22 protein-coding genes are annotated in these 23,444 nt (G+C 32.4%); 11 read left to right on the forward strand and 11 right to left on the reverse strand.

The window, feature by feature from the left end:
* Positions 1–24 precede the first annotated feature (24 nt).
* From ABJM36_RS12065 to ABJM36_RS12075, 3 genes are all read left to right on the forward strand, one after another.
* Positions 25–2,328: an inorganic phosphate transporter gene (locus ABJM36_RS12065; RefSeq protein ID WP_348451748.1), complete on the forward strand. Its 2,304-nt coding sequence runs from the start codon at positions 25–27 to the stop codon at positions 2,326–2,328.
* Between the two features lie 98 nt (positions 2,329–2,426).
* A complete protein-coding gene (locus ABJM36_RS12070) occupies positions 2,427–2,708 on the forward strand; it encodes a pyrimidine/purine nucleoside phosphorylase (protein ID WP_348451708.1) in 282 nt (93 codons plus the stop codon).
* Between the two features lie 185 nt (positions 2,709–2,893).
* A complete protein-coding gene (locus tag ABJM36_RS12075) occupies positions 2,894–3,751 on the forward strand; it encodes an OmpA family protein (protein WP_348451710.1) in 858 nt (285 codons plus the stop codon).
* Positions 3,752–3,808: 57 nt separating this feature from the next.
* On the opposite strand, the gene ABJM36_RS12080 is transcribed toward ABJM36_RS12075, so the two are convergent.
* From ABJM36_RS12080 to ABJM36_RS12095, 4 genes are all read right to left on the reverse strand, one after another.
* Entirely contained in the window at positions 3,809–4,486 is a 678-nt protein-coding gene (locus tag ABJM36_RS12080; RefSeq protein ID WP_348451711.1) for a hypothetical protein, read from the reverse strand.
* A 460-nt stretch (positions 4,487–4,946) separates the two neighbouring features.
* Positions 4,947–6,743 carry a ribonucleoside-diphosphate reductase subunit alpha gene (locus ABJM36_RS12085; protein WP_348451713.1) on the reverse strand — a complete coding sequence of 599 codons (1,797 nt, stop codon included), beginning with the start codon at positions 6,741–6,743 and terminating at the stop codon, positions 4,947–4,949.
* Positions 6,744–6,746: 3 nt separating this feature from the next.
* Entirely contained in the window at positions 6,747–8,021 is a 1,275-nt protein-coding gene (locus ABJM36_RS12090) for a ribonucleotide-diphosphate reductase subunit beta (protein WP_348451715.1), read from the reverse strand.
* Between the two features lie 395 nt (positions 8,022–8,416).
* Positions 8,417–8,980, reverse strand: a complete 564-nt coding sequence (locus ABJM36_RS12095; RefSeq protein WP_348451716.1) for a DUF3109 family protein — start codon at positions 8,978–8,980, stop codon at positions 8,417–8,419.
* A gap of 132 nt (positions 8,981–9,112) precedes the next feature.
* Here ABJM36_RS12095 and ABJM36_RS12100 point away from each other — a divergent pair, with 132 nt between their 5' ends.
* The 3 genes from ABJM36_RS12100 to ABJM36_RS12110 are packed head-to-tail and all read left to right on the forward strand — an operon-like array spanning position 9,113 to position 10,560.
* Entirely contained in the window at positions 9,113–9,700 is a 588-nt protein-coding gene (locus ABJM36_RS12100) for a MarC family protein (protein ID WP_348451717.1), read from the forward strand.
* Between the two features lie 46 nt (positions 9,701–9,746).
* Positions 9,747–9,950 (forward strand): hypothetical protein, encoded by a 204-nt coding sequence (locus ABJM36_RS12105; protein WP_348451718.1) that lies wholly within the window; start codon positions 9,747–9,749, stop codon positions 9,948–9,950.
* A gap of 1 nt (position 9,951) precedes the next feature.
* The gene (locus ABJM36_RS12110) at positions 9,952–10,560 is read left to right on the forward strand and encodes an FAD-dependent oxidoreductase (RefSeq protein ID WP_348451720.1); all 609 of its coding nucleotides are present in this window, start codon (positions 9,952–9,954) and stop codon (positions 10,558–10,560) included.
* Here ABJM36_RS12110 and ABJM36_RS12115 read toward each other — a convergent pair.
* Positions 10,557–12,155 carry a S41 family peptidase gene (locus ABJM36_RS12115; RefSeq protein WP_348451722.1) on the reverse strand — a complete coding sequence of 533 codons (1,599 nt, stop codon included), beginning with the start codon at positions 12,153–12,155 and terminating at the stop codon, positions 10,557–10,559. The two genes, ABJM36_RS12110 and ABJM36_RS12115, sit on opposite strands and share 4 nt — an antisense overlap.
* Positions 12,155–12,586 (reverse strand): dCMP deaminase family protein, encoded by a 432-nt coding sequence (locus ABJM36_RS12120; RefSeq protein ID WP_348451724.1) that lies wholly within the window; start codon positions 12,584–12,586, stop codon positions 12,155–12,157. The genes ABJM36_RS12115 and ABJM36_RS12120 overlap by 1 nt, the downstream gene beginning before the upstream one ends.
* Positions 12,587–13,225: 639 nt before the next feature.
* On the opposite strand from ABJM36_RS12120, the gene ABJM36_RS12125 reads away from it, so the two are divergent.
* Complete coding sequence (locus ABJM36_RS12125; RefSeq protein ID WP_348451726.1) at positions 13,226–14,269, forward strand: hypothetical protein; 1,044 nt, start codon at positions 13,226–13,228, stop codon at positions 14,267–14,269.
* A gap of 272 nt (positions 14,270–14,541) precedes the next feature.
* On the opposite strand, the gene ABJM36_RS12130 is transcribed toward ABJM36_RS12125, so the two are convergent.
* Positions 14,542–15,132 (reverse strand): HupE/UreJ family protein, encoded by a 591-nt coding sequence (locus tag ABJM36_RS12130; protein WP_348451727.1) that lies wholly within the window; start codon positions 15,130–15,132, stop codon positions 14,542–14,544.
* 236 nt (positions 15,133–15,368) lie between these two features.
* On the opposite strand from ABJM36_RS12130, the gene ABJM36_RS12135 reads away from it, so the two are divergent.
* Together ABJM36_RS12135 and ABJM36_RS12140 are read left to right on the forward strand one after the other, a co-directional pair.
* Positions 15,369–15,887: a hypothetical protein gene (locus tag ABJM36_RS12135; RefSeq protein ID WP_348451728.1), complete on the forward strand. Its 519-nt coding sequence runs from the start codon at positions 15,369–15,371 to the stop codon at positions 15,885–15,887.
* 206 nt (positions 15,888–16,093) lie between these two features.
* Positions 16,094–16,561, forward strand: a complete 468-nt coding sequence (locus ABJM36_RS12140; RefSeq protein ID WP_348451729.1) for a CBS domain-containing protein — start codon at positions 16,094–16,096, stop codon at positions 16,559–16,561.
* Between the two features lie 85 nt (positions 16,562–16,646).
* On the opposite strand, the gene ABJM36_RS12145 is transcribed toward ABJM36_RS12140, so the two are convergent.
* Both ABJM36_RS12145 and ABJM36_RS12150 read right to left on the reverse strand, forming a co-directional pair.
* The gene (locus ABJM36_RS12145) at positions 16,647–17,339 is read right to left on the reverse strand and encodes a hypothetical protein (RefSeq protein WP_348451730.1); all 693 of its coding nucleotides are present in this window, start codon (positions 17,337–17,339) and stop codon (positions 16,647–16,649) included.
* A gap of 67 nt (positions 17,340–17,406) precedes the next feature.
* On the reverse strand, positions 17,407–17,754 hold the full coding sequence (locus tag ABJM36_RS12150; RefSeq protein ID WP_092853875.1) for a hypothetical protein: 348 nt from the start codon (positions 17,752–17,754) through the stop codon (positions 17,407–17,409).
* A gap of 220 nt (positions 17,755–17,974) precedes the next feature.
* On the opposite strand from ABJM36_RS12150, the gene ssb reads away from it, so the two are divergent.
* Positions 17,975–18,307 carry a single-stranded DNA-binding protein gene (ssb, locus tag ABJM36_RS12155; RefSeq protein WP_348451732.1) on the forward strand — a complete coding sequence of 111 codons (333 nt, stop codon included), beginning with the start codon at positions 17,975–17,977 and terminating at the stop codon, positions 18,305–18,307.
* A 106-nt stretch (positions 18,308–18,413) separates the two neighbouring features.
* Here ssb and ABJM36_RS12160 read toward each other — a convergent pair whose 3' ends face one another.
* On the reverse strand, positions 18,414–20,222 hold the full coding sequence (locus ABJM36_RS12160) for a hypothetical protein (RefSeq protein ID WP_348451734.1): 1,809 nt from the start codon (positions 20,220–20,222) through the stop codon (positions 18,414–18,416).
* A 285-nt stretch (positions 20,223–20,507) separates the two neighbouring features.
* On the opposite strand from ABJM36_RS12160, the gene ABJM36_RS12165 reads away from it, so the two are divergent.
* Positions 20,508–23,105 (forward strand): phosphoenolpyruvate carboxylase, encoded by a 2,598-nt coding sequence (locus ABJM36_RS12165; RefSeq protein WP_348451736.1) that lies wholly within the window; start codon positions 20,508–20,510, stop codon positions 23,103–23,105.
* Positions 23,106–23,324: 219 nt separating this feature from the next.
* On the opposite strand, the gene ABJM36_RS12170 is transcribed toward ABJM36_RS12165, so the two are convergent.
* The coding region (locus ABJM36_RS12170; RefSeq protein ID WP_348451749.1) for a hypothetical protein at positions 23,325–23,444 on the reverse strand (120 nt) is incomplete at its 5' end.

Below are 23,444 nucleotides of genomic sequence, written 5' to 3' on the forward strand. Positions count from 1 at the left end.
GCAACCATTTTACAACAAAACCCTATGGATAATATTTATTTATATATGACTATCGCTTTAGCCATTTTAGCAATTGCTGATTTGGTTGTTGGTGTTAGTAACGATGCCGTTAACTTTTTAAATTCTGCAATAGGCTCAAAAGCTATTTCTTTTAGAACTATTATGATTGTTGCCAGTGTTGGTGTAGCAGTTGGTGCAGTGTTTTCAAGCGGTATGATGGAAGTAGCTCGTAAAGGTATTTTTAACCCAAGCGAATTTATGTTTAACGAAATCATGATTATTTTCTTAGCGGTCATGATTACGGATATCCTCCTGCTAGATTTTTTCAATTCTGTTGGCATGCCAACATCTACAACGGTTTCTATTGTATTCGAATTACTTGGTGCTGCCGTAGCTATGGCTTTAATTAAAATTGGACATGATGGTGGCGATTTTATAGATGTTATAAATTATATTAACACCTCTAAAGCTTCTCAAATAATTTTTGGAATACTCCTCTCGGTTGTAGTCGCCTTTTCCGTTGGTGCCTTTGTACAATGGGTTGCCCGATTATTATTGTCTTATAATTTTGAGAAAAAAGCGACTTGGGTAGGCGCATTATTTGGTGGATTTGCTTTAACAGCAATTACCTATTTCATTTTTATGAAAGGATTAAAAGGCACATCATATGCTAAAGAATCGTATAACATACTTGGTGGCAATACCATGTCTCACTTTTTAGAAACCAATGTACTTCCTATTGTAACCATAAGTTTCGCTTTTTGGTCTTTATTGTCCTATTCTTTAATAGCATTTGCAAAAACGAATATTTACAAACTTATTATTATTGTAGGAACCTTTGCTTTAGCATTGGCTTTTGCAGGAAACGACTTGGTAAACTTTATTGGTGTTCCTGTTGCCGCTTATAATGCTTTTCAAGAATGGAGTACTTCTGGTATAGCAGCAACCAATTTCCCAATGGATGTTTTAGCAGAAAAAGTTCCAACCAATAACTGGTTATTATTTATTGCAGGAATGATTATGGTATTAACCTTATGGTTTTCTACCAAAGCCAAAGGCGTTGTAAAAACATCGTTGGATTTATCTAGCCAAGGGGAAACAAAAGAACGTTTTCAGCCTAACTTTTTATCTCGTGGATTTGTAAGAACGGCCATATTAATGTCGCAAACAACTTCATATTTATTACCAGAATCTTGGCAAGCAAAAATTGAAAAACAATTTGAACCACCTGTTATAACCCTATCAAAACATAAAACAGTGGAATTGCCAGCATTCGATTTGGTAAGAGCTGCAGTAAATTTAATGATAGCAGCAGTTTTAATTTCTATTGCCACATCATATAAACTACCACTTTCAACAACTTATGTAACCTTTATGGTAGCTATGGGTTCATCACTTGCCGATAGAGCTTGGGGAGCAGAAAGTGCTGTTTATAGAGTCGCAGGGGTATTAAATGTTATTGGTGGTTGGTTTTTTACAGCATTTAGCGCATTTAGTGCTGCCGCTTTAGTAGCCTATTTATTAAACCTGAACATTACCATTATGTTCCCTATCTTATTAGTAATAGCTTTTGGATTATTAATTAGAAGTTCTGTAGTACATAATAGAAAAAGTAAAGAGGTAAGAGCTGAAGATAGCTTAATAAAAGCTGAAAGCAGCTCTGTACAAGGTGTAATTCACGAAAGTGCTGGTAATATAGCAAACGTAGTAAAGCGTGGAAATAAGATTTACACAAATGCTATAAATGGTCTAGCTAAACAAGATTTATTATCGCTTAAAAAGAATAAAAAACAAGTTGATAAATTATCATTAGAAATTGAAGATTTAAGAAACAACATTTTCTATTTCATTAAAAACCTAGACGAATCTAGTATTGGAGCTAGTAATTTCTATATTAACATTTTAGGTTACTTACAAGATATGGCTCAATCCTTAGAATATATTTCTAAAGTTAGCTTTAAGCACGTAAACAATAACCATAAAAAATTAAAGTTCAATCAAATTAAAGAATTAAAAGAAGTTGATGGTGCTCTAGAAAGCTTATTTAATGACACCAAAACAGCTTTCGATTCGCGTTCTTTTGAACAAATAGGTAATATTTTGAAAAGCAAGGATAAAGTATTTAAAATTTTATCTGAAAAAATTCACAAACAAGTAGAACGCACACGTACAGAAGAATCTAGTCCGAAAAACACAACCTTATATTTTAGTGTTTTATTAGAAACAAAAGATCTACTTACTGCTACTATGAATCTTCTTGAAGAATATCATAATTCGCATGACGCCTCTGTAAAGCCGGCAACTATTTCTAGTCATGAAGAAGAATAATACAATTTATTAATTTAATAGAAAAGCACCTTTATAATAAGGTGCTTTTCTATTAAATTAGCATTTCAACATTTTAAAACTAAATTAAAAATAAACATATGATCTCTGCAAACGAATATTTTGATGGCCAAGTAAAGTCTTTAGCCTATAAATCTAAAACAGGAAATTCTACAGTGGGTGTTATGGAACCAGGTGAATATGAATTCGGAACTTCTACTCACGAAACCATGCATGTTATTGAAGGTGAAATGACAGTTAAACTGCCAGGAGAAACCAATTGGTCTACCTATAAAGCAGGCAGCTCTTACCAAATTGATGCTAACAAGAAGTTTCAAGTAAAGGTACCTAGCCAAACAGCCTACTTATGCCAATATAAGTAAACTAAAAAGTAAATAAATATTTAAAAGCACACCTATTACGGTGTGCTTTTTTTATTTTAACACATAAATAATTAACAACAAGACACTTAACTCCAATCTCTTTAAAATTACTAAAAAACAACCTACAGGTTAACGTCTAAACACAACTCTTCAACGTAGATACAATAACTTAAAAGTTTATTATTATGAAGAAAATTTCAATTGTATTACTAATTGCCCTTACCTTTTCTTGTGTTTCAAAAAAGAAATACCTAGCCCTAGAACAAGAAAATGGTGAAATAAAAAGTGAATTACTTAAAACCAAAGTAGAAAACGAAGACTTAGAAGCCAAGTTTGATAAAATTCAGTCTCGTGTTGAGGACTACAACACAAAATTAGCCACTTTAAAGCAAGAAAACGATACTAAACTAGATGTAGTTGGTAATGTTGTAATGTCCAATGCAACTAAATCTAAAATGCGTGAAACACTTAAACAAGTTGACGCTAACAAATTAAGTCAAGCAAAAACACTTAAAGATTCTATGAATTTGGCTGTAGCGCATAATCTTCAAAAAACGATTAACGAAAGTAACATTAATGAAGATGAAGACTTTGCAGTAAATATTAACGAAACTGTAGTTATGATATCTATTGCAGATGATATGTTATTTAATTCTGGAAGTTACAGATTAAGTTCTAAAGCCGATACCGTTTTACAAAAATTAGCCGATGTTATAAACTCTGAACCTAGCTTAGATGTTATGGTTGAAGGGCACACAGACTCCAGAACGATAAAAACAGGGCACATTGCCGATAACTGGGATTTAAGTGTATTAAGATCTACATCTGTGGTTCGTAAATTACAAAGTAAATACAATGTAGCTCCCGAAAAACTAATTGCAGCTGGTAGAAGTAGCTACCAACCTGTAGCATCTAATGATTCGGCTGAAAACAGATCAAAAAACAGAAGAACACGCATTATCATTCTTCCAAACATTGATAAGTTTTTCGCTTTAATGTCTGAAAACAATGAAGGCATAGCCGAAAATAATATTTTGGATTAAGTTATATCTAATTATTTAAATACAAAAAAGCATCCCAAATGGGATGCTTTTTTTTTATTAAGCTACATTCCAAATATTTTTGACTTCTTCACAAATATTCTCAATTTCTACCAATGACTTAGAAAAGTTATTAGGCGTCGAGATTACCTGCTCTCCAAATACATCAATTGATAAACAAAGTTCTTCTAAAATCTCTTCATCTTTCTCCGCTACTACTTCTTTAAGATATTTATACACTAAACTTGAAATATATCGCGACTGTTGATTATTAAAAACATTATTTTTAGAAATATGTATTTTAACTGCTCCTATATAAACTTTCTCATTTATTTTAAGTTTATAAATAACATCTGGTGAAATAATAATTTCTACTCCTTTAATTATTATAGACTTAGAAGGAACTTTTTTTATTATATCATGTGGGACATCTTTTAGCAACTTTGGTAATTTAATATTAATAAAACGTTTTAAAGCTTCTAAAGACACTTGTCGATCTGTAATCTGTCTAGGTTTTTCAGGTTTTCTAAGTTTAAGTTCTTTTATACCATTAAAAACCGGTTCTAAATCACAGTTATTTTCAATAGATTTTTTAATTCTAGCTTTAGGTAATTGATACCAAGCCATCATGAATTTATTTGGTGCTTTCTGCTGTCTAATAATTCGTCTCTTAGTAGCTTCTGTCCCTTTTGAAAAATCTGCCAATTGATTTACAGATATTAAAATTCTTGTACTCATAATTTTAAATATTATAAAGGGCTTTTATTTTTTTGCCCCAATTGTTAATAACCTCTAAAAACAGTTAATAAATTATAAAAGCCATAAAGTCTTATAATATCAGTGTTTTTAGGTCTTAAATTATTTACAGAAATATTTAACTTGGATAGAAGGTTCTTATTTTGTACGTTTGAAGAACAAAATAGGAGATGAGTTAATCTCAATTCAATTTAAATTACAATTTAGGGGTCGGATCCAAATTTGTAAATTAAAATACCAAGAGGAATATTTCACGATGTTCCTTTTTTTTATATCTTTTTTCTACTCTTCATTCTTAATTTAATTAAACTTATTTTTTCAAAAAAACACCATAAAATACTAATTGACAGGTGTTTACATGACATTTAACACTTCAAAATTTGGTGATAAAAAACCACCCATACAGAGTGGTTTTTTATTAATACCTGTTTTTTACTAGGTTTTACCCTTCGCAACTAGTACATTCTTTCTTTTGCTTAAATTTTTGTGCTGCATTCATACTGTGTTGGTAGTATAAAGATTTAACACCAAGTTTCCATGCATTAACATATAGCTTATTAATCTCTTTAACTGGCATATCTGGATGCACCATAATGTTTAAAGATTGTCCTTGATCGATATGGTTTTGTCTGTTTGCCGCTTGATATATAATGGTCATTTGGTCAATTTCAGAATAGGTTTTAAACACATCTTTTTCATGCTCTGTAAGTCCTTCTAAATGTTGCACAGAACCGTCATAATCACGAATACTCTTCCAAACCTCAACTGTATTCATACCTTTTTCCTCTAAAAGCGCTAATAAATACGGGTTTTTAATCGTAGTTTTTATTTTGGCAATATCTTTTACATAACTGTTAGACCAAATTGGCTCGATACCTTGAGATACTTGACCTAAAATAAAAGCTGAAGATGTTGTTGGCGCTACAGCATTTAACGTGGTATTACGTCGGCCATAACCTTTTAATACTTCTGGCTCTCCAAATAATTTTGCTAATTCCTCTGAAGCTTTAGTAGATTTTTCTTGTATCGTTTTAAAGATTTCGCTGTTTAAGTTAAAAGCTTCTTGACTATCAAAACCTAACATTTTAGATTGCAATAACGAGTGCCATCCTAAGGCGCCCATACCTAAAGCTCTATTTTCTTTTGCGAAATTATAAGCTTTCTCCATAAACATGAAGGTTTGCCTATCATCGCGATCTTCAGAATCTCTATATACTTCTAACTTTGTAATAAATTCTTCTAATACAGCATCTAAGAAATACACCATCGTTTCAACCGCGTCTGTATCTTTCCACTTATCATAATGTAATAAGTTTATTGAAGACAACACACATACAAACGACCATCTTTCGTTTGTTGGTAACATGATTTCTGAACATAAGTTACTTGCGTAAATCTCATGGTTTTTATCTTGATAAACGTCTGGCGCTGCATTATTAGCATTATCCTTAAAGAAAATATAAGGATATCCTATTTCGCCTCTACGTTGTAAAACTTTAGCCCAAATAGCCCTTTTATCGGCATCACCAGCAATCATGTCTTCCATCCAATCATTTCCAACAGCTACGCCATGTGTTAATTCTTGTATTGGATTACCTTCAGTTCCTATTTCTAAAAACTCATGAATATCTTTATGATCGATTGGTAAATATGGAGAAAAACGACCACGTCTTACAGAACCTTGACTAACAACATCAACCATTTTTTCGAACAATTGCATGATATGTACTGCACCAGACGATTCACCATTGTTTTTTACTGGCGCACCTCTATGACGAAGTTTCCCAAAATAACCAGAAGTACCACCTCCTAATTTAGACATCATTCCTACTTCAGATTGTGTATATAGGATATCTCCCATATCATCAGAAATATGTGAACCAAAACAACTAATTGGTAAGCCACGTCTTTTACCAAAGTTAGACCACACTGGCGATGCTAAAGAGTAATAACCTTCTGCCATATAACCATAAAACTTATCGGCAAAACCATCAATTTTTAATATTTCTTCTGCTCTATCGGCAATTTCTCTAATACGCTCCTCCGGATTAGTACCTTCTGTAAGATAACCAGATGCCAAAAATTTACGACTATGCTCTGTTAACCATTTTATTTCTGGTTCGGCTTTACCTTCTTTTATAGCTTCTTTTCTAGCTTTTATTAATTCATCGTGGCTAGATGTTTTTACTGTTTCTATATTCACTTTTTGTTCGAGATCTGGATTAAGGTTTTCGTTCATGGTTTAAAATAAGTCGTCGCTAGTTATACTTTTTGTTCTTTTGCTATAATTTATGGAACGTTTTACGAAGAAATCGCCGTGTTTAGTTCCAATAATTTCATCATCAAACCATTCGGTTTGGGCTATTAAGGATTCGTCTACTTCGAATACTTTATCGATACCAATACTCTCTAAAGAATTATTGAATCTGTTCTTTATAAATTCGTTAATTACGTTTTTTGGTAAGAATTCTAATTCTCCAGCCTCAAATATCCAATCGATAAGTTTACTTTCCGACTCAAAAGCTTCTTCACAAAGTTCTTTTACTAAAGCACTGTGTTCTTCATCAAACCACGTTGGGTTTTCATTTTTTATGATTTTAATAACATCAATTCCAAAATCACCGTGAATTTGCTCCTCTTTAGAAGTCGCTTCAACCACATTTGAAACTCCTTTAAGCATGTTTTTATGCTTATTAAAAGCCATGATTATTAAAAACTGAGAGAATAAAGATACATGCTCGATAAATAAAGAGAATAGCAAAATAGATTCTGCATACTCCTTATTATCTTCACTTTTTGCATTTTTTAAAGCTGTTTCTAAATAATGAACACGTCTCATTATTACAGGCTTTTTCTTTAAGTTTTTAAACTCGTTATTAAGGCCTAATATTTCTAATAAATGAGAGTAAGCATCATGATGACGCACTTCACTTTCAGCAAAAGTTGCTCCTACAGACCCTATTTCTGGTTTTGGCATTTTGTTGTAAATCTCGCCCCAAAATGATTTTACTGCTACTTCAATTTGTGAAATGGCTAGCATGGTATTTTTTATAGCATTTTGCTCTACAACGGTAAGTCTTGTTTTAAAATCCTGAATATCGCTAGTGAAATTAAACTCTGAGTGTATCCAATACGAATGTCTAATCGCATCAACATAATCATTAAGTTCTGGGTACTCGTAAGGTTTTAAGTTAATTCTTTTTTCAAAAATATTTGTTTTTCTATTTCTGGCTTGCTCATCTCTATATAGGATATAAGCTTTAGCAACACCATGAAAAGAACTTTCCATTAATTTCTCTTCAACAAGATCCTGAACCTCTTCGACTGTTGGTAAATAGTTATGATCCTTTCCTTTTCTATCTAATAAGGTTTGTAAAACATTAACCGAAATTGTATTGGCATCTTCTTTATTGCCATTACCTACAGACAGCATTGCTTTTTCAATGGCATTTGAAATTTTATTTAAAACAAAAGGACTAGTTTCATAATCCCTTTTTATAATCTGTGTGATTTCCATAAAAAATATTAATTTAAAATATTAAACAACCATTAGAATATTAGTCATCGTTCCTAATGCCCTTATGCAATTTCTGTAAAATGTGCTATTAATTCCCTTCAAAAAAAGGGCAAAGTGTCAAAACTTATTTTCCTTTAGAATAGAAAAATATGTTGTTTTTTCCCCACAACAAAGATTGTAAATTCATTAACATGTTTTAACAAATTCTCTGAAACCTTTTCAACAAGTTTTTAACAATTAAAAACAAGTCAAAAAAAATTGGTAATCCAATACATTAATTTTAATTGTTTGTTTTTCAGGTAGTTATAATCAATTCATTGAGGTTTCAAAAGAAAATGAAATAAAAGATTTACAAGGGCTTCATGCCCTAATTTTACACTTGTTAAGCTATGTTTTTAATAGTTTTTTGCAACTTTTTCTAGTTCCATATACCAATCCTCACCAAACTTTCTTATGAGGGCTTCTTTTACAAATTTATAGATAGGAACTTGCAACTCTTCACCTAATGTACATGCCACATCGCAAATTTGCCATTTGTGATAATTGACTGCAGAAAACTCACTATATTCTTGAACACGGATAGGGTATAAATGACATGAAACTGGTTTTTTCCAAGTAATCTCACCTTGATTATAAGCTTCCTCAATAGCACAAAGCGCTACTTTCTTTTCATCAAAAATTACATAAGCACAATCAGCACCATTAATTAAAGGTGTTTCTAACTCACCATCTTCGGTGGTAACACAAGCACCCTGCGCCTCAATGGCATCTATACCTTCTTGTCTTAAAAAAGGCTTTACCTTTGGGTAAATATCCTCTAGAATTTTTGCTTCGTCTGCTTCAAGGGGTGCACCAGCATCGCCATCAATACAACACGCACCTTTACATGCCGATATATTACACACAAAGTCCTTTTCTATAATATCCTCAGAAACAATTGTTTTACCTAATTGAAACATAAACTTTTTTATCTTGTAGGCGACAAAAATAGTTAAACTTTGGGTTTATTTAATTAAGATATTAATCTACTTTTGCAGAAAATTAAAAAACGCAAAAACCCGCGAGACATTTAAAAATTTAAACAATACGTCATGCAATTTAATTTCAAAGAGATATTTACAGTTTTCATGGTATTATTTGCCGTAATAGATATAATCGGTAATGTTCCTATAGTTATTGATTTAAGAAAAAAAGCTGGTCATATACAAAGTGAAAAAGCAGCCATAATTGCAGGAACCATTTTAATAATATTTCTGTTTTTAGGAAAAAGTATATTGAATCTTATCGGTATTGATGTAAACTCTTTTGCAGTAGCAGGTGCATTTATATTATTTTTTATTGCCTTAGAAATGATTCTAGGTATTACACTTTATAAACAGGATGAAAATGCAGCTATGACAACAGCTGTTTTTCCATTAGCATTCCCGTTAATTGCAGGACCTGGTAGCTTAACCACTTTACTATCTTTAAGAGCTGAGTATTATATAGAAAATATTATTGTTGCTGTTTTATTAAATGTTATAATTATTTATATTGTGCTTAAAACCTCGGCAAAGATTGAACGTTTTCTAGGCGCAAATGGCATTAATATTATTAGAAAAGTTTTTGGTGTTATTTTATTGGCTATTGCAGTAAAACTATTTGCTCATAATATTAAAGCGTTGTTTGACGTTGCTTAAAACACACTAGTTTTCTTAAAACTAAATGACATTAAAATTTAAATAAATGAAAATATTTACCATAATACTTAGTTTACTTGCCTTAGGCTTAATTATCTTTAATATAACTCAAATTAATTTTGACGCCCCTTTTAAAGATGATAGCATAGTTGCCATAATTACTATTGTAGCATCGCTATGCGTAATTGTAATGATGGCTATTTTAAGGATTTCGAAACGTATAGAACAAAAAGTAAAAGAGCGTAAATAATATGTATGATGCTTTAATAGTTGGTGGCGGTGCAGCAGGTTTATCTTGTGCTTTAGTAATAGGTTCGGCAAAATCAAGGGCTTATGCTATAGGTAAAACTATTGGCATTATTACCCACCAAAAAACCTCGCATTTACAAACCGCTTTATTTAACAATGTTTTAGGGGTAACACCCGGAACTACTGGCGCATCTATTTTAGAAAGTGGCAAAAAACAGCTTTCGGACCTTTACCCGCATATTGAGCAAATTGAAAACGAAAAAGTTTTACAAATCTTAAAACAAGATGCTTGTTATGAAATTACCACAAATAAAAACACCTACAAATCTAAAATTGTAGTTATCGCAGTTGGTTATACAAGCCTAATAAATATAGAAGGTTTAGAACAATATATTGAGCCACACCCAAGAGCAGCCATTGAAAAAGACCGTATTTGGCTAAAAAACACCAATCACCTCATAGAACCTAACTTATATGTTGCGGGTACTTTGGCAGGATGGCGCAGCCAATTTGCCATCGCTTCTGGAAGTGGTGCTCATGTAGCTACCGATATATTAACACTTTGGAACGGCGGGAAACATGCTAAGGTGCATGATAAGGCAGAGGTTTAATCTTTTTTATTCCCTTCACTCAACTTAATGACCTCTTCAATCATTATATCACGCTGATTAAAAACTTCCTCGAAAGCTCCAGAACCAAAAAGTTGGTCGGCTAAGGTTGCTTTAATATATTGCTTAACCTCATCGTGGTAGGCCACAAAAGTAATTCTAGAGTCGGTTCTAAGATTTAAGTAATCTTGAAATGCAAACACCAAATCGTCTCCAACCTCAAACGAATCAATAAAATCTTGTCTTAACACATTATCATAAAGATGCCTGTCTTTTTCTAATTCTTCAAAAACAAAGTTCCCAAAAAATCCACGGCGTTGTAAAAAAGACAAGGTTTCGTTTTGCATGCTATTATCAATGGGCACAAAAACATCAGGAATAATACCTCCACCACCGTAAACAATCTTACCTTTTGGCGTGGTAAATTTTAAAGAATCGTCTACCTTAATGTTTTCAGCCTCCAGAAGCTCTCCATTTTCCAACCGATCAAAATACTCATCGTAATAATCTTTATTACCATGATCGTAAGGCCGTTGAATAGACCTCCCGGTTGGCGTGTAATATCGCGATACCGTTAAACGTACCGCACTACCATCACCCAAATCCATTTCACGCTGCACCAACCCTTTACCGTAGGAGCGTCGTCCAACAATAGTACCCTTATCATTATCTTGTAATGCTCCAGCAACAATTTCGCTTGCCGAAGCCGAGTTTTCGTCTATCAGTACATAAACTTTACCATCTTCAAAATCCCCTTTACGGGTTGCAAAACTCTCCTCAATATCACCACGTTTATTTTTAGTGAATAAAATAAGTTTTTCATCTTCTAGAAATTCATCTACAATTTTTTCTGCAATACCAAGAAACCCCCCTGGATTATCACGTAAATCGAGAGCTATTTCTGTGGCCCCAAGCGCTTCTAATTTTTCGATACCCGCTTTAAATTCTTTATAGGTAGACTCTGCAAACCGGTTAATTTTTATATACCCCAATTTTTCGGTTAACATATAAGCAGCATCAACACTTTTAATAGGTATTTCACCTCTTTTAATGGTAAACTCTAATAATTCTGGCTCGCCACGGCGGTAAACTTTTAGTTTAACTTTAGAGTTAATGGTGCCTTTTAATTTTTTAACAATTTCACCATCGGCAACATTTTTACCGAATAGTGAGTCGCCATCCGCCATAACAATTCTGTCTCCGCCTTTAATACCTGCCTTAGCACTTGGTCCGTTTTCAATAGCACGAATAACGGCAATAGTATCTCTATACGTATAAAAACTAACGCCTATACCTACAAAATCGCCTTTCATTTCTTCGGCAACACGGGCCATATCTTCCTTGGGAATATATACCGAATGCGGATCCAAATTTTCTAGAATGCCATTAACCGTAACATCTACAATGCTATCCGTATTAACATCATCGACATAATCGTACTCAATATAATCAATAAGCCTATTTAGTTTATCCTTTTTACTATTTGTAGAAAACAACCTATCGGTCGAGTCGTTAAAATCCAACTTTCCGCCAATAAAAATACCTGCTGCAATGGCAACACCAATAATTAATGGTAAATATTTTTTTTGATTCGACATTATGCTTTTAAATCTTCTATTTGCTCCAATTCTATTCCTGCTTTTTCTAAAAATCTTAATCCAGAATCGTCTTTATAAGCCTCATGATACACCACTTTTACCACCCCTGCCTGATGGATTAATTTACTACATTCCTTACACGGCGACATGGTAATGTACAAGGTGGCTCCTTTTGCCGATTGGGTGGATGCAGCTACCTTTAAAATAGCATTAGCCTCGGCATGTAAAACGTACCATTTTGTGTAACCTTCATCGTCCTCACAAAAATTCTCGAAACCCGATGGCGTACCGTTGTAACCATCAGAAATTATCATTCTATCTTTAACAATAATGGCTCCAACTTGCCTACGCTTGCAATACGATAATTTGCCCCACTCTTTAGCAATTCTTAAATAAGCCTTATCGTACTTAAGTTGTTTATTATTTGGCATTAATTTTAATTATTTGGGCGTTACCTTTCACTTTAATAATTCGTGACAAAATTAAACTTTTTAGCTAAGTAAAAGGTCAGGCTATCCGCTATATCTTTTTTATAAGCTCTCAATACATTTCGATTAAAAAAAATCGAAACACTCAAACTAGCATAAAAAAGGATGCCGCTTCTATCCTTAACGCTGTCTGTATAACGAATATAGTTAGTATGTATTTTAATTACAACGCCATAGCGTTAAAGTTTTATGAAAGTTTATCATTAAAGAAACCAAGCTAAACTTAAAACACAAATATTACATTAAAAGGTTTTGAAATAGTATTACAGAAAAATAACCAAAAGAGTTTTTTTTATACTAGCAACACTTTAAGGACCGAATTCGATTTTAATAAAATTGCTAAGACTATTAAAAGAGCAATAGCTAAAATATCTCACCTCAACAGCTAACAACTCATAAAAAATTCGCTATCTTTAGTACTCACTTTAAAAGTTGTTACTCTTTTTATTCATACTTATTGAGCACAATTCTGAAGTGCATTATTTCTCCCCCAACTTTAAGCGAACCGAGTTTCCTTATATAGAATCTAACTTTTTAAAAATGGCATACACTCTTTATTGTTGAATCAAAAAACCTTTAATTATGGCAAAAGATAGAAAATCAATTCTTAGCTCCGTTAACACTTGGATTCACTTATTAGCCTTAATAGTTTTAGTAGCTGAAGCCATAATTTTGGTCGCGATGAAGCTTACACCAACCACATCCCCTTTATACAACTGGTATCCAGTTTTTATGCTTTTTTTCTTGCTTTTAATCGTAGTAGCAGTGATTATTGATCGAACCGGACAACGCAACTCTCTTGTTTTAAAGGTTAATGAACAGAAACTGGAAATTAATCCAAAAAATAATAAATTAAACAGCATAGATAATCTAGAATCCAAAAGTGATGTATATACAGATACACTACTGAAATTTTCTTTCCACAAACCCGTCTTAAAATCGGAAGTTAAAATTAATCGTGTTTCTTATGCCGAGTACTTAATAAAATTAGGCGTAGCCACACCTGACTCTGTAGATTCCATTATTCAAAAGATACCAATCATTAATCCATTTGGAAAAATGATTGTTAACTCCAATAATATTGACATTCAAATAGGTGATAAATATAAACTTGAATTAGAGGACGACTCCACCATGACTCGAATTGAAAGATTTATTAATAATGTCGTTCAAATCGCAAAAGATAATAAAGAAGATACTCCATCAGAAGAAGAAATAACAATCTTGAGAGCCAAATTAATGCATGGAGATTCCAAATTAAAGACCATCAACTATTTTAACGGATCTATCATTCAGGTTTTTAATAAAAAAGACACTAAGGACAGTATGATACCTCCATCACTTCCTAATATATTTTCATCTCTGCAAACAACAATAAAAGAACCCATAGAGACTTTAATCTCTAATGAAGATTCCATATTATGGATGACAACTAATCATTTTTTGAAGGTTTTAATTAGCGGAACTAAGAAGGATTTTTCCATTTACAGAGTCTATCAACTTATTGAAAACAAAGAATTTGTGTATTTAATACAACTACAATGGTCCCCACAAACTAATGAGGCCATAAACACATGGGAAGAACTGAAAAAACTGCTTGAAAACTTCAAAGTAACAATAAATTAATTACGCCTTACTTATAAAAAAGGTTAACCCTTAGCCCAACCAACAAATCAAAAAAACCTAAGTTTATAGGATTAACTAGACACTCTGGTTTGAAAACAAACCTTCCTAAACCAACCCGAGTTAAGGATACATGTGAAACATTTATGGTCTTGAATTCTTTAATATAGAACAGAAACCAATGAATACTAACCCACAGCGATCCCTGATGGAAACCGGGACTGTTAACAACCAAGATAAAGTTTTCTCTATTCTAGAAAATTTTTAAAAAACAACTAAGAAAGAAAATCGCTATTTAAAATCATTGGAATCACTAAACCTACTACGATTGCCGATATCACCATAATCCAATCGCGTTTTGAAAACCTGAATATGGTTTGCACAATATAACCTAAAAAGAGCACCAAAAACACAATTATTATTTGTGCTAACTCTATACCTAAGGCAAACTCTAGAAGTAAAATAAGTTTATTATCGCTATCGCCTAGCAGCATTTTAAACTCGCGTGCAAAGCCTAAACCATGTACTAAACCAAAAAACAGCGTTGATAAAAAGAGTACGCCTACTTTTTCCCGTTGTGCGCCTTTACCTGATGTAAAAACGTTAAAAAGTGCCACAACCATAATGGTTATAGGTATAAGAAACTCTACCACGCTAGCATTTACAGTTACTACATTGTATGCCGATAACACAAGTGAAAGTGTATGCCCTAGTGTAAACATAGACACTAGCAGAAATACGCGTTTCCAATCTTTAAACATGTAAGGAACGGTTAAAACAATAAGGAATAATACGTGGTCGTAGGCATTAATATCTAGTACATGATTTATACCGTATTCTACATTGAACCAAAAATTTTGAAACATGATAATTAAGATTTAGGGTGAACACCTTTTTAACTTTTAAACAGCACTTATAGACAGTTTATTCGTTTTACGCCTCTGCTATGTCCTTAAGCTTTACTATAAGGTTAAATTAGTGTTTTCAAATATACAAATAAAGAAAAGTGAATGCCAAAAATTAAATACTAGTTTACTCAAGTCTTTTTATTATCTATTTTGTTTATTAATTTATATTTGTAGAATACTTTAAATAAAGCCTAATGCGTATTAAAACTCTTGCCCTTTTATGTTTTCTCCTTACATTTTCTGCTTGTAAAAAAAACCAAGAGGAAACGGTAGACGACGAAGTGCCACAAATTAAAACGCATGACATTACAGAACAAGACGTAAATAAAATAAAGTACATTGATTATATTTTAGATACTAAAACTCAAGATGCCGTTAAAGATTGGCAGGAGTATAAACAATTAGAAAACTTAATTTCAAATATAAAAAAAGCTGATTTAACGTATTTTACTGAAGATGAAAAAGTACTTATATTGTTTTTAAAGGAATTAAAACAGAATATCCCTGCGGCTTTAAAATCTGAATCTACAAACTCTAGGATTTTAGTTATAGAAACGCAATTGCTTAAACTTAAAAGCCTTTATAACTTATCTACAACTAGTAAAGAGGAACTTAAACTTAGCATTAAAGAATTCTTAGTTGCGTTTTCTAATTTAAACTTCCAAATGAATAAAAAGATTGAATTTGACACCCGTGTTATTGAAAAACCATAACCAGATTTAATTTAAGATTTAGCCCCTTATTAACCGTGTTTTTTAACTCCTCCATATAAAAACTAATCCAGTTCAAGAGTATTATTTTACTTAAAAGTAAAGGTTTATAATCTTTATCTAAACCATATTCATTACTGTTTTAGCAATGTAATTTTAGGATTTCTAAAAAAAATCAAGTACATTTAGAGTTACTAAAAACTATAACTATGGCAATAAAGAGTTTTCAAGGGGCTAGAAGACAACAAAATAAGACTACTGATGATATTCCATTTTCGGTTAGCGATTATATGACTCGAGATTTAATAACATTTACTCCAGACCAGACGGTCGAGAGCGTTATGCATTCATTAATCACTAATAATATTTCTGGGGGACCGGTAATTAACGAGAAACACGAATTAATTGGTATAATTTCTGAAACAGATTGTATAAAACAAATTAGTGAGAGTCGGTATTACAACATGCCCGTGCAAGATATAACCATTGAAAAATATCTTACCAAAGATGTAGATACTATTGATGGAAACATGAATATTTTTGACGCTGCAAGCAAGTTTGTACAAACTCACAGACGTCGCTTTCCCATTGTTGAAAACGGTAAACTAGTAGGACAAATAAGCCAAAAAGATGTCCTTAAGGCTGCTATGAAGTTAAAAGGACAAAACTGGAAATAACATGTTTTACAGCATTTTATATAAAATAAAATCGCCTTATGGGGCGATTTTATTTATCTCTTTATTCTTGTAAACGACCAGCACTTTATATCCGACCGTGTTTAGGTTTAAGTGCATCAGGGTTATCTGTAATTAAAATTTTATCTTTTCCTTTTGCCCTAACTGTTGCAATACTAGAGTAGCTATAATCTTTTACCGGGTTATCTAACTTTTCCCAAGTAACATGGCCCGCTACAACAATACGCTCACCAACCTCAACTACAGATTCTTTATAGCGTAATGGCCTATTAAAACCTAATATACTGCTAGTTTTAATGTTGTAAGACTTCAAAAGGGCTTCAAACTCTGGTGTAAGTTCTCTAAACAAACCCGCACTCGCCTTTTTATCCGTTATTAAATAATCATAATAATTCTTGGGATTACTAGTGGGTAAAACAACCAAACGCTCCCCGGATTGTTCTATAAAAAAGTCTTGAATTTCCTCTTCTCTAACTATAGTTTTCCATCTAGAATTTTTACCAGAACTCACTTTTTTCTGAATCACCATTTTATAAAAAACACATTTTCGCTTACTTAAAGGCGCTATTAAAGGCACTTCAATAGGTAATACCTGGCCTTCTATTTTAGAATAGGTTTTGGTTTTTAAACTTCCTATACGCTGATTAGGCAAGTTTTTTAATCGCCTTAAAATAATTGTTTTAGGCCTATAATAATAAATCAAAAAAGCAATTAAAGCAAAAAGAGTAAAAGCTATAATAACAATAAAGGGTGTACTCATGTTTTGAATTTAAAAGAATTTATATCACAACTTTAGTTGATACTTTAATTGAACATACTACACAAACCTACTCCCGCTTTACAAGGGCATAAAAATCGCCATCCAAAGGCAAATATCCCTGATCGTAAACAAAGTAATAAATAGTTCCTGCTTTAGTGGTATAAATACTAGTAAAGTAATTAAAATCGAATCCGTTTTGAATTAGTTTGGTCCTAGTTGTTTTGGTTTTCTGCTTAGGATTTAAAGTTTCTAAAATCCTCCAATTTTTTCTTAATCGGTTATTTATATTTCTAATTAAGTTTTTAGAGTCTTTATTAATCGTATTGTTATAGGCGTTTCTGCAATAATCACTACAGAATTTTTTATCACTTCTACCCACTAATTTCTCACTACATTCTAAACAAACTTTAGTCATAACCATTAATTTATATAAATATATGCATTTTATATTAAAATTGTAAACTATTAACTTTTCAACTATACCAATCTAATAAAGCAATTTAAACGACTACAAACACTTACAAACGAACACAATCATTTACCAACCGATTACAAGATTAAAAGCGATTCATCTTTGCAGTGTCGAAACATAAGAACTCGATAGTATTAACTGTTTAACACGTAAATTAAAAATTATGAGCACACTTAGAAACAAAGTACAGTTGATTGGTAACTTAGGAAACGATCCTGAAATCATCAATCTTGAATCAGGAAAAACATTAGCTAAATTTAATATTGCTACCAATGAAAGCTACACCAATAATAAAGGTGAAAAAATTACCGATACCCAATGGCACAATATTGTGGCCTGGGGAAAGACAGCACAGATTATTGAAAAATATATAACCAAAGGCAAAGAAGTTGCTATTGAAGGCAAATTAACATCTAGAAGTTATGATGATAAAGACGGTAATAAACGCTACATCACTGAAATTGTTTGTAACGAATTATTAATGTTAGGAAAATAATTAACTTAAAAGGACTGCCTAAAAAGCAGTCCTTTTTTTTTATAATAACAATATGGAATTCATATTACATATACGACGAGCACCTATACGTAGGGAAAACCAAACTTTATCCTTTTATTTCCAAATTTCTAATATCACAACACATTTGGTTAAGGACAAGCTCGCTATGTTCTAATTTTTTTAAAATTTGCAGTTTAGAATCCTTAAAACTATAGGACACATTTTTAAATAAATCCTGATAATAAAAGATGCCTGCTTTCAAATTTTTAGAAAAGGTATTTAAATATTTAGCCTCCTTTTTACTCAATAAAACTTTAGCATCTTCCACCTTATTTTTTAAATATTCAATATAAATATCTAATTCTTTAATAAACAAATTAGGTCGATCGGTTCGAGAAACCATATTCGCCCTACCGTAAATATGATCGGTAATATTTTTAAGACTCATGGTTTTATCATAATATGCCATGTTAGGTCCCGGACAAACAGAAACCCCGTTGCCCTCAACCTTAGTATCTAAATTATAGGCCAATAAAGCCGAAGTACCCAAACCTACACAGGTACAAGATTTTTCAATGATTTTATTGTATTGTTTTAAGTAGTCTTGCTTTGGTAAATTTTGCTTTTCTAAATCTTTAATTTTATTAAACTGATATTCTCTAGAGGCGGTACACATGCCTTCATCCTTAAACTCAGTATTCATTGCAACAAACTTTTTAGGGCAAGAACTTCCTGGTCTTCCCTTATTAATCAATACTTGTTTTTCTAAATCTTTAGTGTTGTTTTTTAAGTTATTAAAAGGGACTCCCAGCGGGGAAATATCACTTAAATACAAATCTTTCTCTTTGGCTTTGGCTAATTTTGTTAGAGTTTCACTATCTACAGTGGTGGCCTCCGGAACTAGTAAAAACGGACTTCCCCAGCCTATAGAATCTAAATTATAATGGTTTAATAAAAAAGTATGTTCTTCATCTGTTCCTACTCCACCTTGGGCTGTTACCTTAAAAGTTACTGGTTTTTCGGGAATTACGCGATTAGTATTTAATAATTCCTGATGCCATACACCTTCTATAGTTTCTTGTAATTCCTTGCGTTTTAGTTTAAATTCAGACAACACAGGACCTAACAAAAAACCATCGGTTGCAAAGGCGTGCCCACCACAATTTAAACCAGATTCAATTCTATACTCCGAAACCCATAAGCCTTTTTTTGCCAAAAACTTACCTTGTATTAATGCCGACCTATAATCACTTACCTTAAGGATGATGCGTTTTTTAAATTGTCCGTTTTCATCAGGAAAAAAATCGCTAAACTGAGCCATATAAGCAAACAACCTAGGATTCATACCTGCCGACAACACTACCGAAGAGCTTAATTTACTATGGGCAAAACCCCGTAATGCGGCGTGTGCATCATTATACTCCACAGCAAGTTTTTCCTTTTTAATGTAATTATCCTTATCTACTTTGGTCATGATATTTACATCAATACTTCCCATGTGCAATTTTTTATTGGCCCATTTTTTAATTTCGGAGGTATTAATACCTTTTAATGTAAGTTTTTTAAATTCTTGCTTTGCTTTAGAGTCTTCTGGAAGCATATTTACGTAAGCTAATAATGCATCGCTTTTCTCTGAAGCCATAGTTTTTAGCGATTCAAATTTCACTTCTGCCAAATCACTAATTAAATTAAGGTATGCGGTTATTCGTTTTGCTCTAAAATCTTCAATTTTATCAGTAATCTCATGGTATGAAACCTCAAATTTTTCGCTATACATTTTCCTTAATTTCTCTAGTAAAATATCATCAACTAAAGAAATTACAGAATCCATTCCGTATTGCGCAACTTTTAAAGGTGTATCTATTGTAAATCCAATGCCCATTACAGGAATATGAAATGAATGTGTGTTTTTCATAATTGCTTTATTATTAATCAACAAAGTTATAGAAGTAACAAACCGAGGAATATGACTTATATCATGCTTTAAAACACATCAATAACAAGTCATAGTATTTTAAGTGTTTTATATTACCACAAACTAATCATATCGAATTAAAAAAACTCGGGCTAATCGCTTATTTTATTTAATTATTCATAATTAGAAATCGGGAATCGGCAATAATTGACAAAACTTTAAATCGTCTGGGTGGTTCACCAAACCTTTAGTATTTTTATGGCTAATTTTCACAAAAGCTGAATTATGTCCGTAGAGCCAAAATTAACTAGATTCAACCAAAGTGTTTTATCAAAATACCAGATATACAATAGTATATTCATGACATTACCTTTTGATGCAGTTACTAAAACAGGAGTTTTACTTCCTTTGTTTCATGAAACTTGCGAAAACGGGTTTAAACGAGGGGATAATCCAACCACTATAGTTGAAACATTTTTTAAAAAATACCAAGCACGTAGAAATAAAGAAAGTCAAATAAACCTATTATTTAGGTTTATTCAATACATAGAGCGTCAAGTCGTTTTGTTTGATGCTATTGAGGACGCCGCTTTCCCTACTGTAAATAATATGGAAGGTGTTGGTACCTTAAGAAACTTAAAAGGTACTGCTGCTTCCGAAGGTAATCTTGAAGAATTACAAAAATACCTAGAGGAGTTTAAGGTTAGAATAGTATTAACAGCCCACCCTACACAGTTTTATCCAGGGTCGGTTTTAGGTATTATTACCAACTTAACTAAGGCCATAAAAGAAAATGATTTGTCTGAAATAAATAATTTATTTGGACAGTTAGGAAAAACACCATTTTTTAAACACCAAAAACCAACACCTTATGACGAGGCTAAAAGTTTAATTTGGTACTTAGAAAACGTGTTTTATAAAACCTTTGGGTCTATATATAATTACATTCAAACTAGTATTTACGATGATGGTAAACGCCATAACGAAATTGTAAACATTGGCTTTTGGCCAGGTGGAGATCGCGATGGAAACCCATTTGTAAAACCAGACACAACACTAAAAGTTGCTAAAAAACTTAAGCAATCTATTCATAAAAAATATTATGAAGACTTAAGAGATTTAAGAAAGAAATTAACCTTTAGAGGTGTTGAAGATCGTATTATAAATTTAGAAACTACGTTTTATAACTATAGTACAAACCAAAATGGAGGAAATGAAGAAGTCATGTCTTCAAAAGAATTCATAAAAGAATTACTAAGTATTAGAGAGGTTATCACGCAAGAACATCAATCATTATATGTTAGCGAGCTTAATAACCTAATTAATAGAGTACACCTATTTGGATACAGTTTTGCATCATTAGATATAAGACAGGATAGTAGAATTCACCATAATGTATTTACTACTGTTATTGATAGTTTAATTGCAACAGGAAACTCCTCTTTCCCAGATAATTATCATGATCTATCGGAAGCTGAACAAATTGAAATTTTATCTAAAGCTACCGACGATGTTTCAAATTTAGACACCTTTGAAGATGAAATGGTTTGTAACACACTTAAAACCATTGCTATAATTAAAGATATTCAAAAAAGTAATGGAGAGCGCGGTGCTAACCGATACATTATAAGTAACAACCAAACCGCACTTAACGTTATGCAATTATTTGCTATGTTAAGAATGGTTGCTTTTAAAGATGAATTAACTGTAGACATTGCACCACTTTTTGAAACGATTCCAGATTTAGAAAATGCACCTGGAGTAATGGAGCAACTATATACCAACCCAGAATATATGGCACATCTTAGAGCCAGAGGAAGCAAACAACACATTATGTTAGGTTTCTCTGACGGTACAAAAGATGGTGGTTATTTAATGGCCAATTGGGGTATTTACAAAGCCAAAGAATTGCTAACCGAAATGTCTAGAAAATACGATGTTACTGCCATATTTTTTGATGGTCGTGGTGGACCTCCTGCTCGTGGAGGTGGAAAAACACATCAGTTCTACTCTTCTTTAGGTCCAACAATTGAAGATAAAGAAGTACAACTTACCATTCAAGGACAAACCATTAGTTCTAATTTCGGAACCTTAGATTCTGCCCAATTCAACTTAGAGCAACTTATAAGTTCTGGTATTAAAAACAGAATTGACGGTGCTAAAAATAAATTGTCTGATACCGACAGAGCGGTTATGACCGATTTAGCTGAAACAAGTTACACAACATACAAAGACTTTAAGAGTCACTCTATGTTTATACCTTACTTAGAACGTATGAGTACTCTAAAATTCTATGCTAAAACAAACATTGGTAGTAGACCATCTAAACGTGGCACATCTGATAAATTGGTGTTTTCAGATTTAAGAGCCATTCCTTTCGTGGGGTCATGGAGTCAATTAAAACAAAACGTTCCTGGTTTTTACGGTGTTGGTACAGCGCTTAAAAAATACGAGGAAAATGGAGAGTTCGATAAAGTAGAACAACTATATCACAACTCTAAATTCTTTAGAACATTGCTGGAAAACAGTATGATGTCCTTAACCAAATCATTCTTCGATTTAACAAAATACATGTCTAAAGACGAAGAGTTTGGAGGCTTCTGGAACATTATCCATGAGGAATATTTAACCACTAAACGTTTACTTTTAAAACTTACAGGCTATAGCGAATTAATGGAAAACGAACCTTCGGGCAGAGCCTCAATACAAGTTAGAGAATCTATCGTATTACCATTGCTTACCATACAACAGTTTGCACTTAAAAAGCTTCAAGAATTAGATAAAGCCGGTGTGCCTGCGGATGATCCAGACAAGTTAATTTACGAGAAAATCGTAACACGTTCTTTATTTGGTAATATCAACGCCAGTAGAAATTCAGCTTAAACAGCTTTACATTATAATTAAAAACCAAAGCCTTCGTAATAACAACGGAGGCTTTTTTATACTATAAATTCTAAGTATCAAATAGCATTTCAAGTAGTACTATAATTGGACGCCTGTCTGCCGGCAGTATCCCCAAAAAAAAAAAAAAAAACAAAAAAAGGACGCCTTGTATGGCACAAGACGTCCTTTTATCAAACTAAACTATATTGTTGTTATAGATTAATGCTCATTCAACCTGAAATCTGGATAAGCATCCATGCCGTGTTCATGGGCATCTAAACCTTCTAACTCTTCTTTTTCAGAAACTCTAATACCCATTGTTTTCTTTAAAACAAAGAA

The sequence above is a fragment of the Algibacter sp. genome (genome assembly GCF_039977455.1).
Classification (GTDB): domain Bacteria; phylum Bacteroidota; class Bacteroidia; order Flavobacteriales; family Flavobacteriaceae; genus Algibacter_B.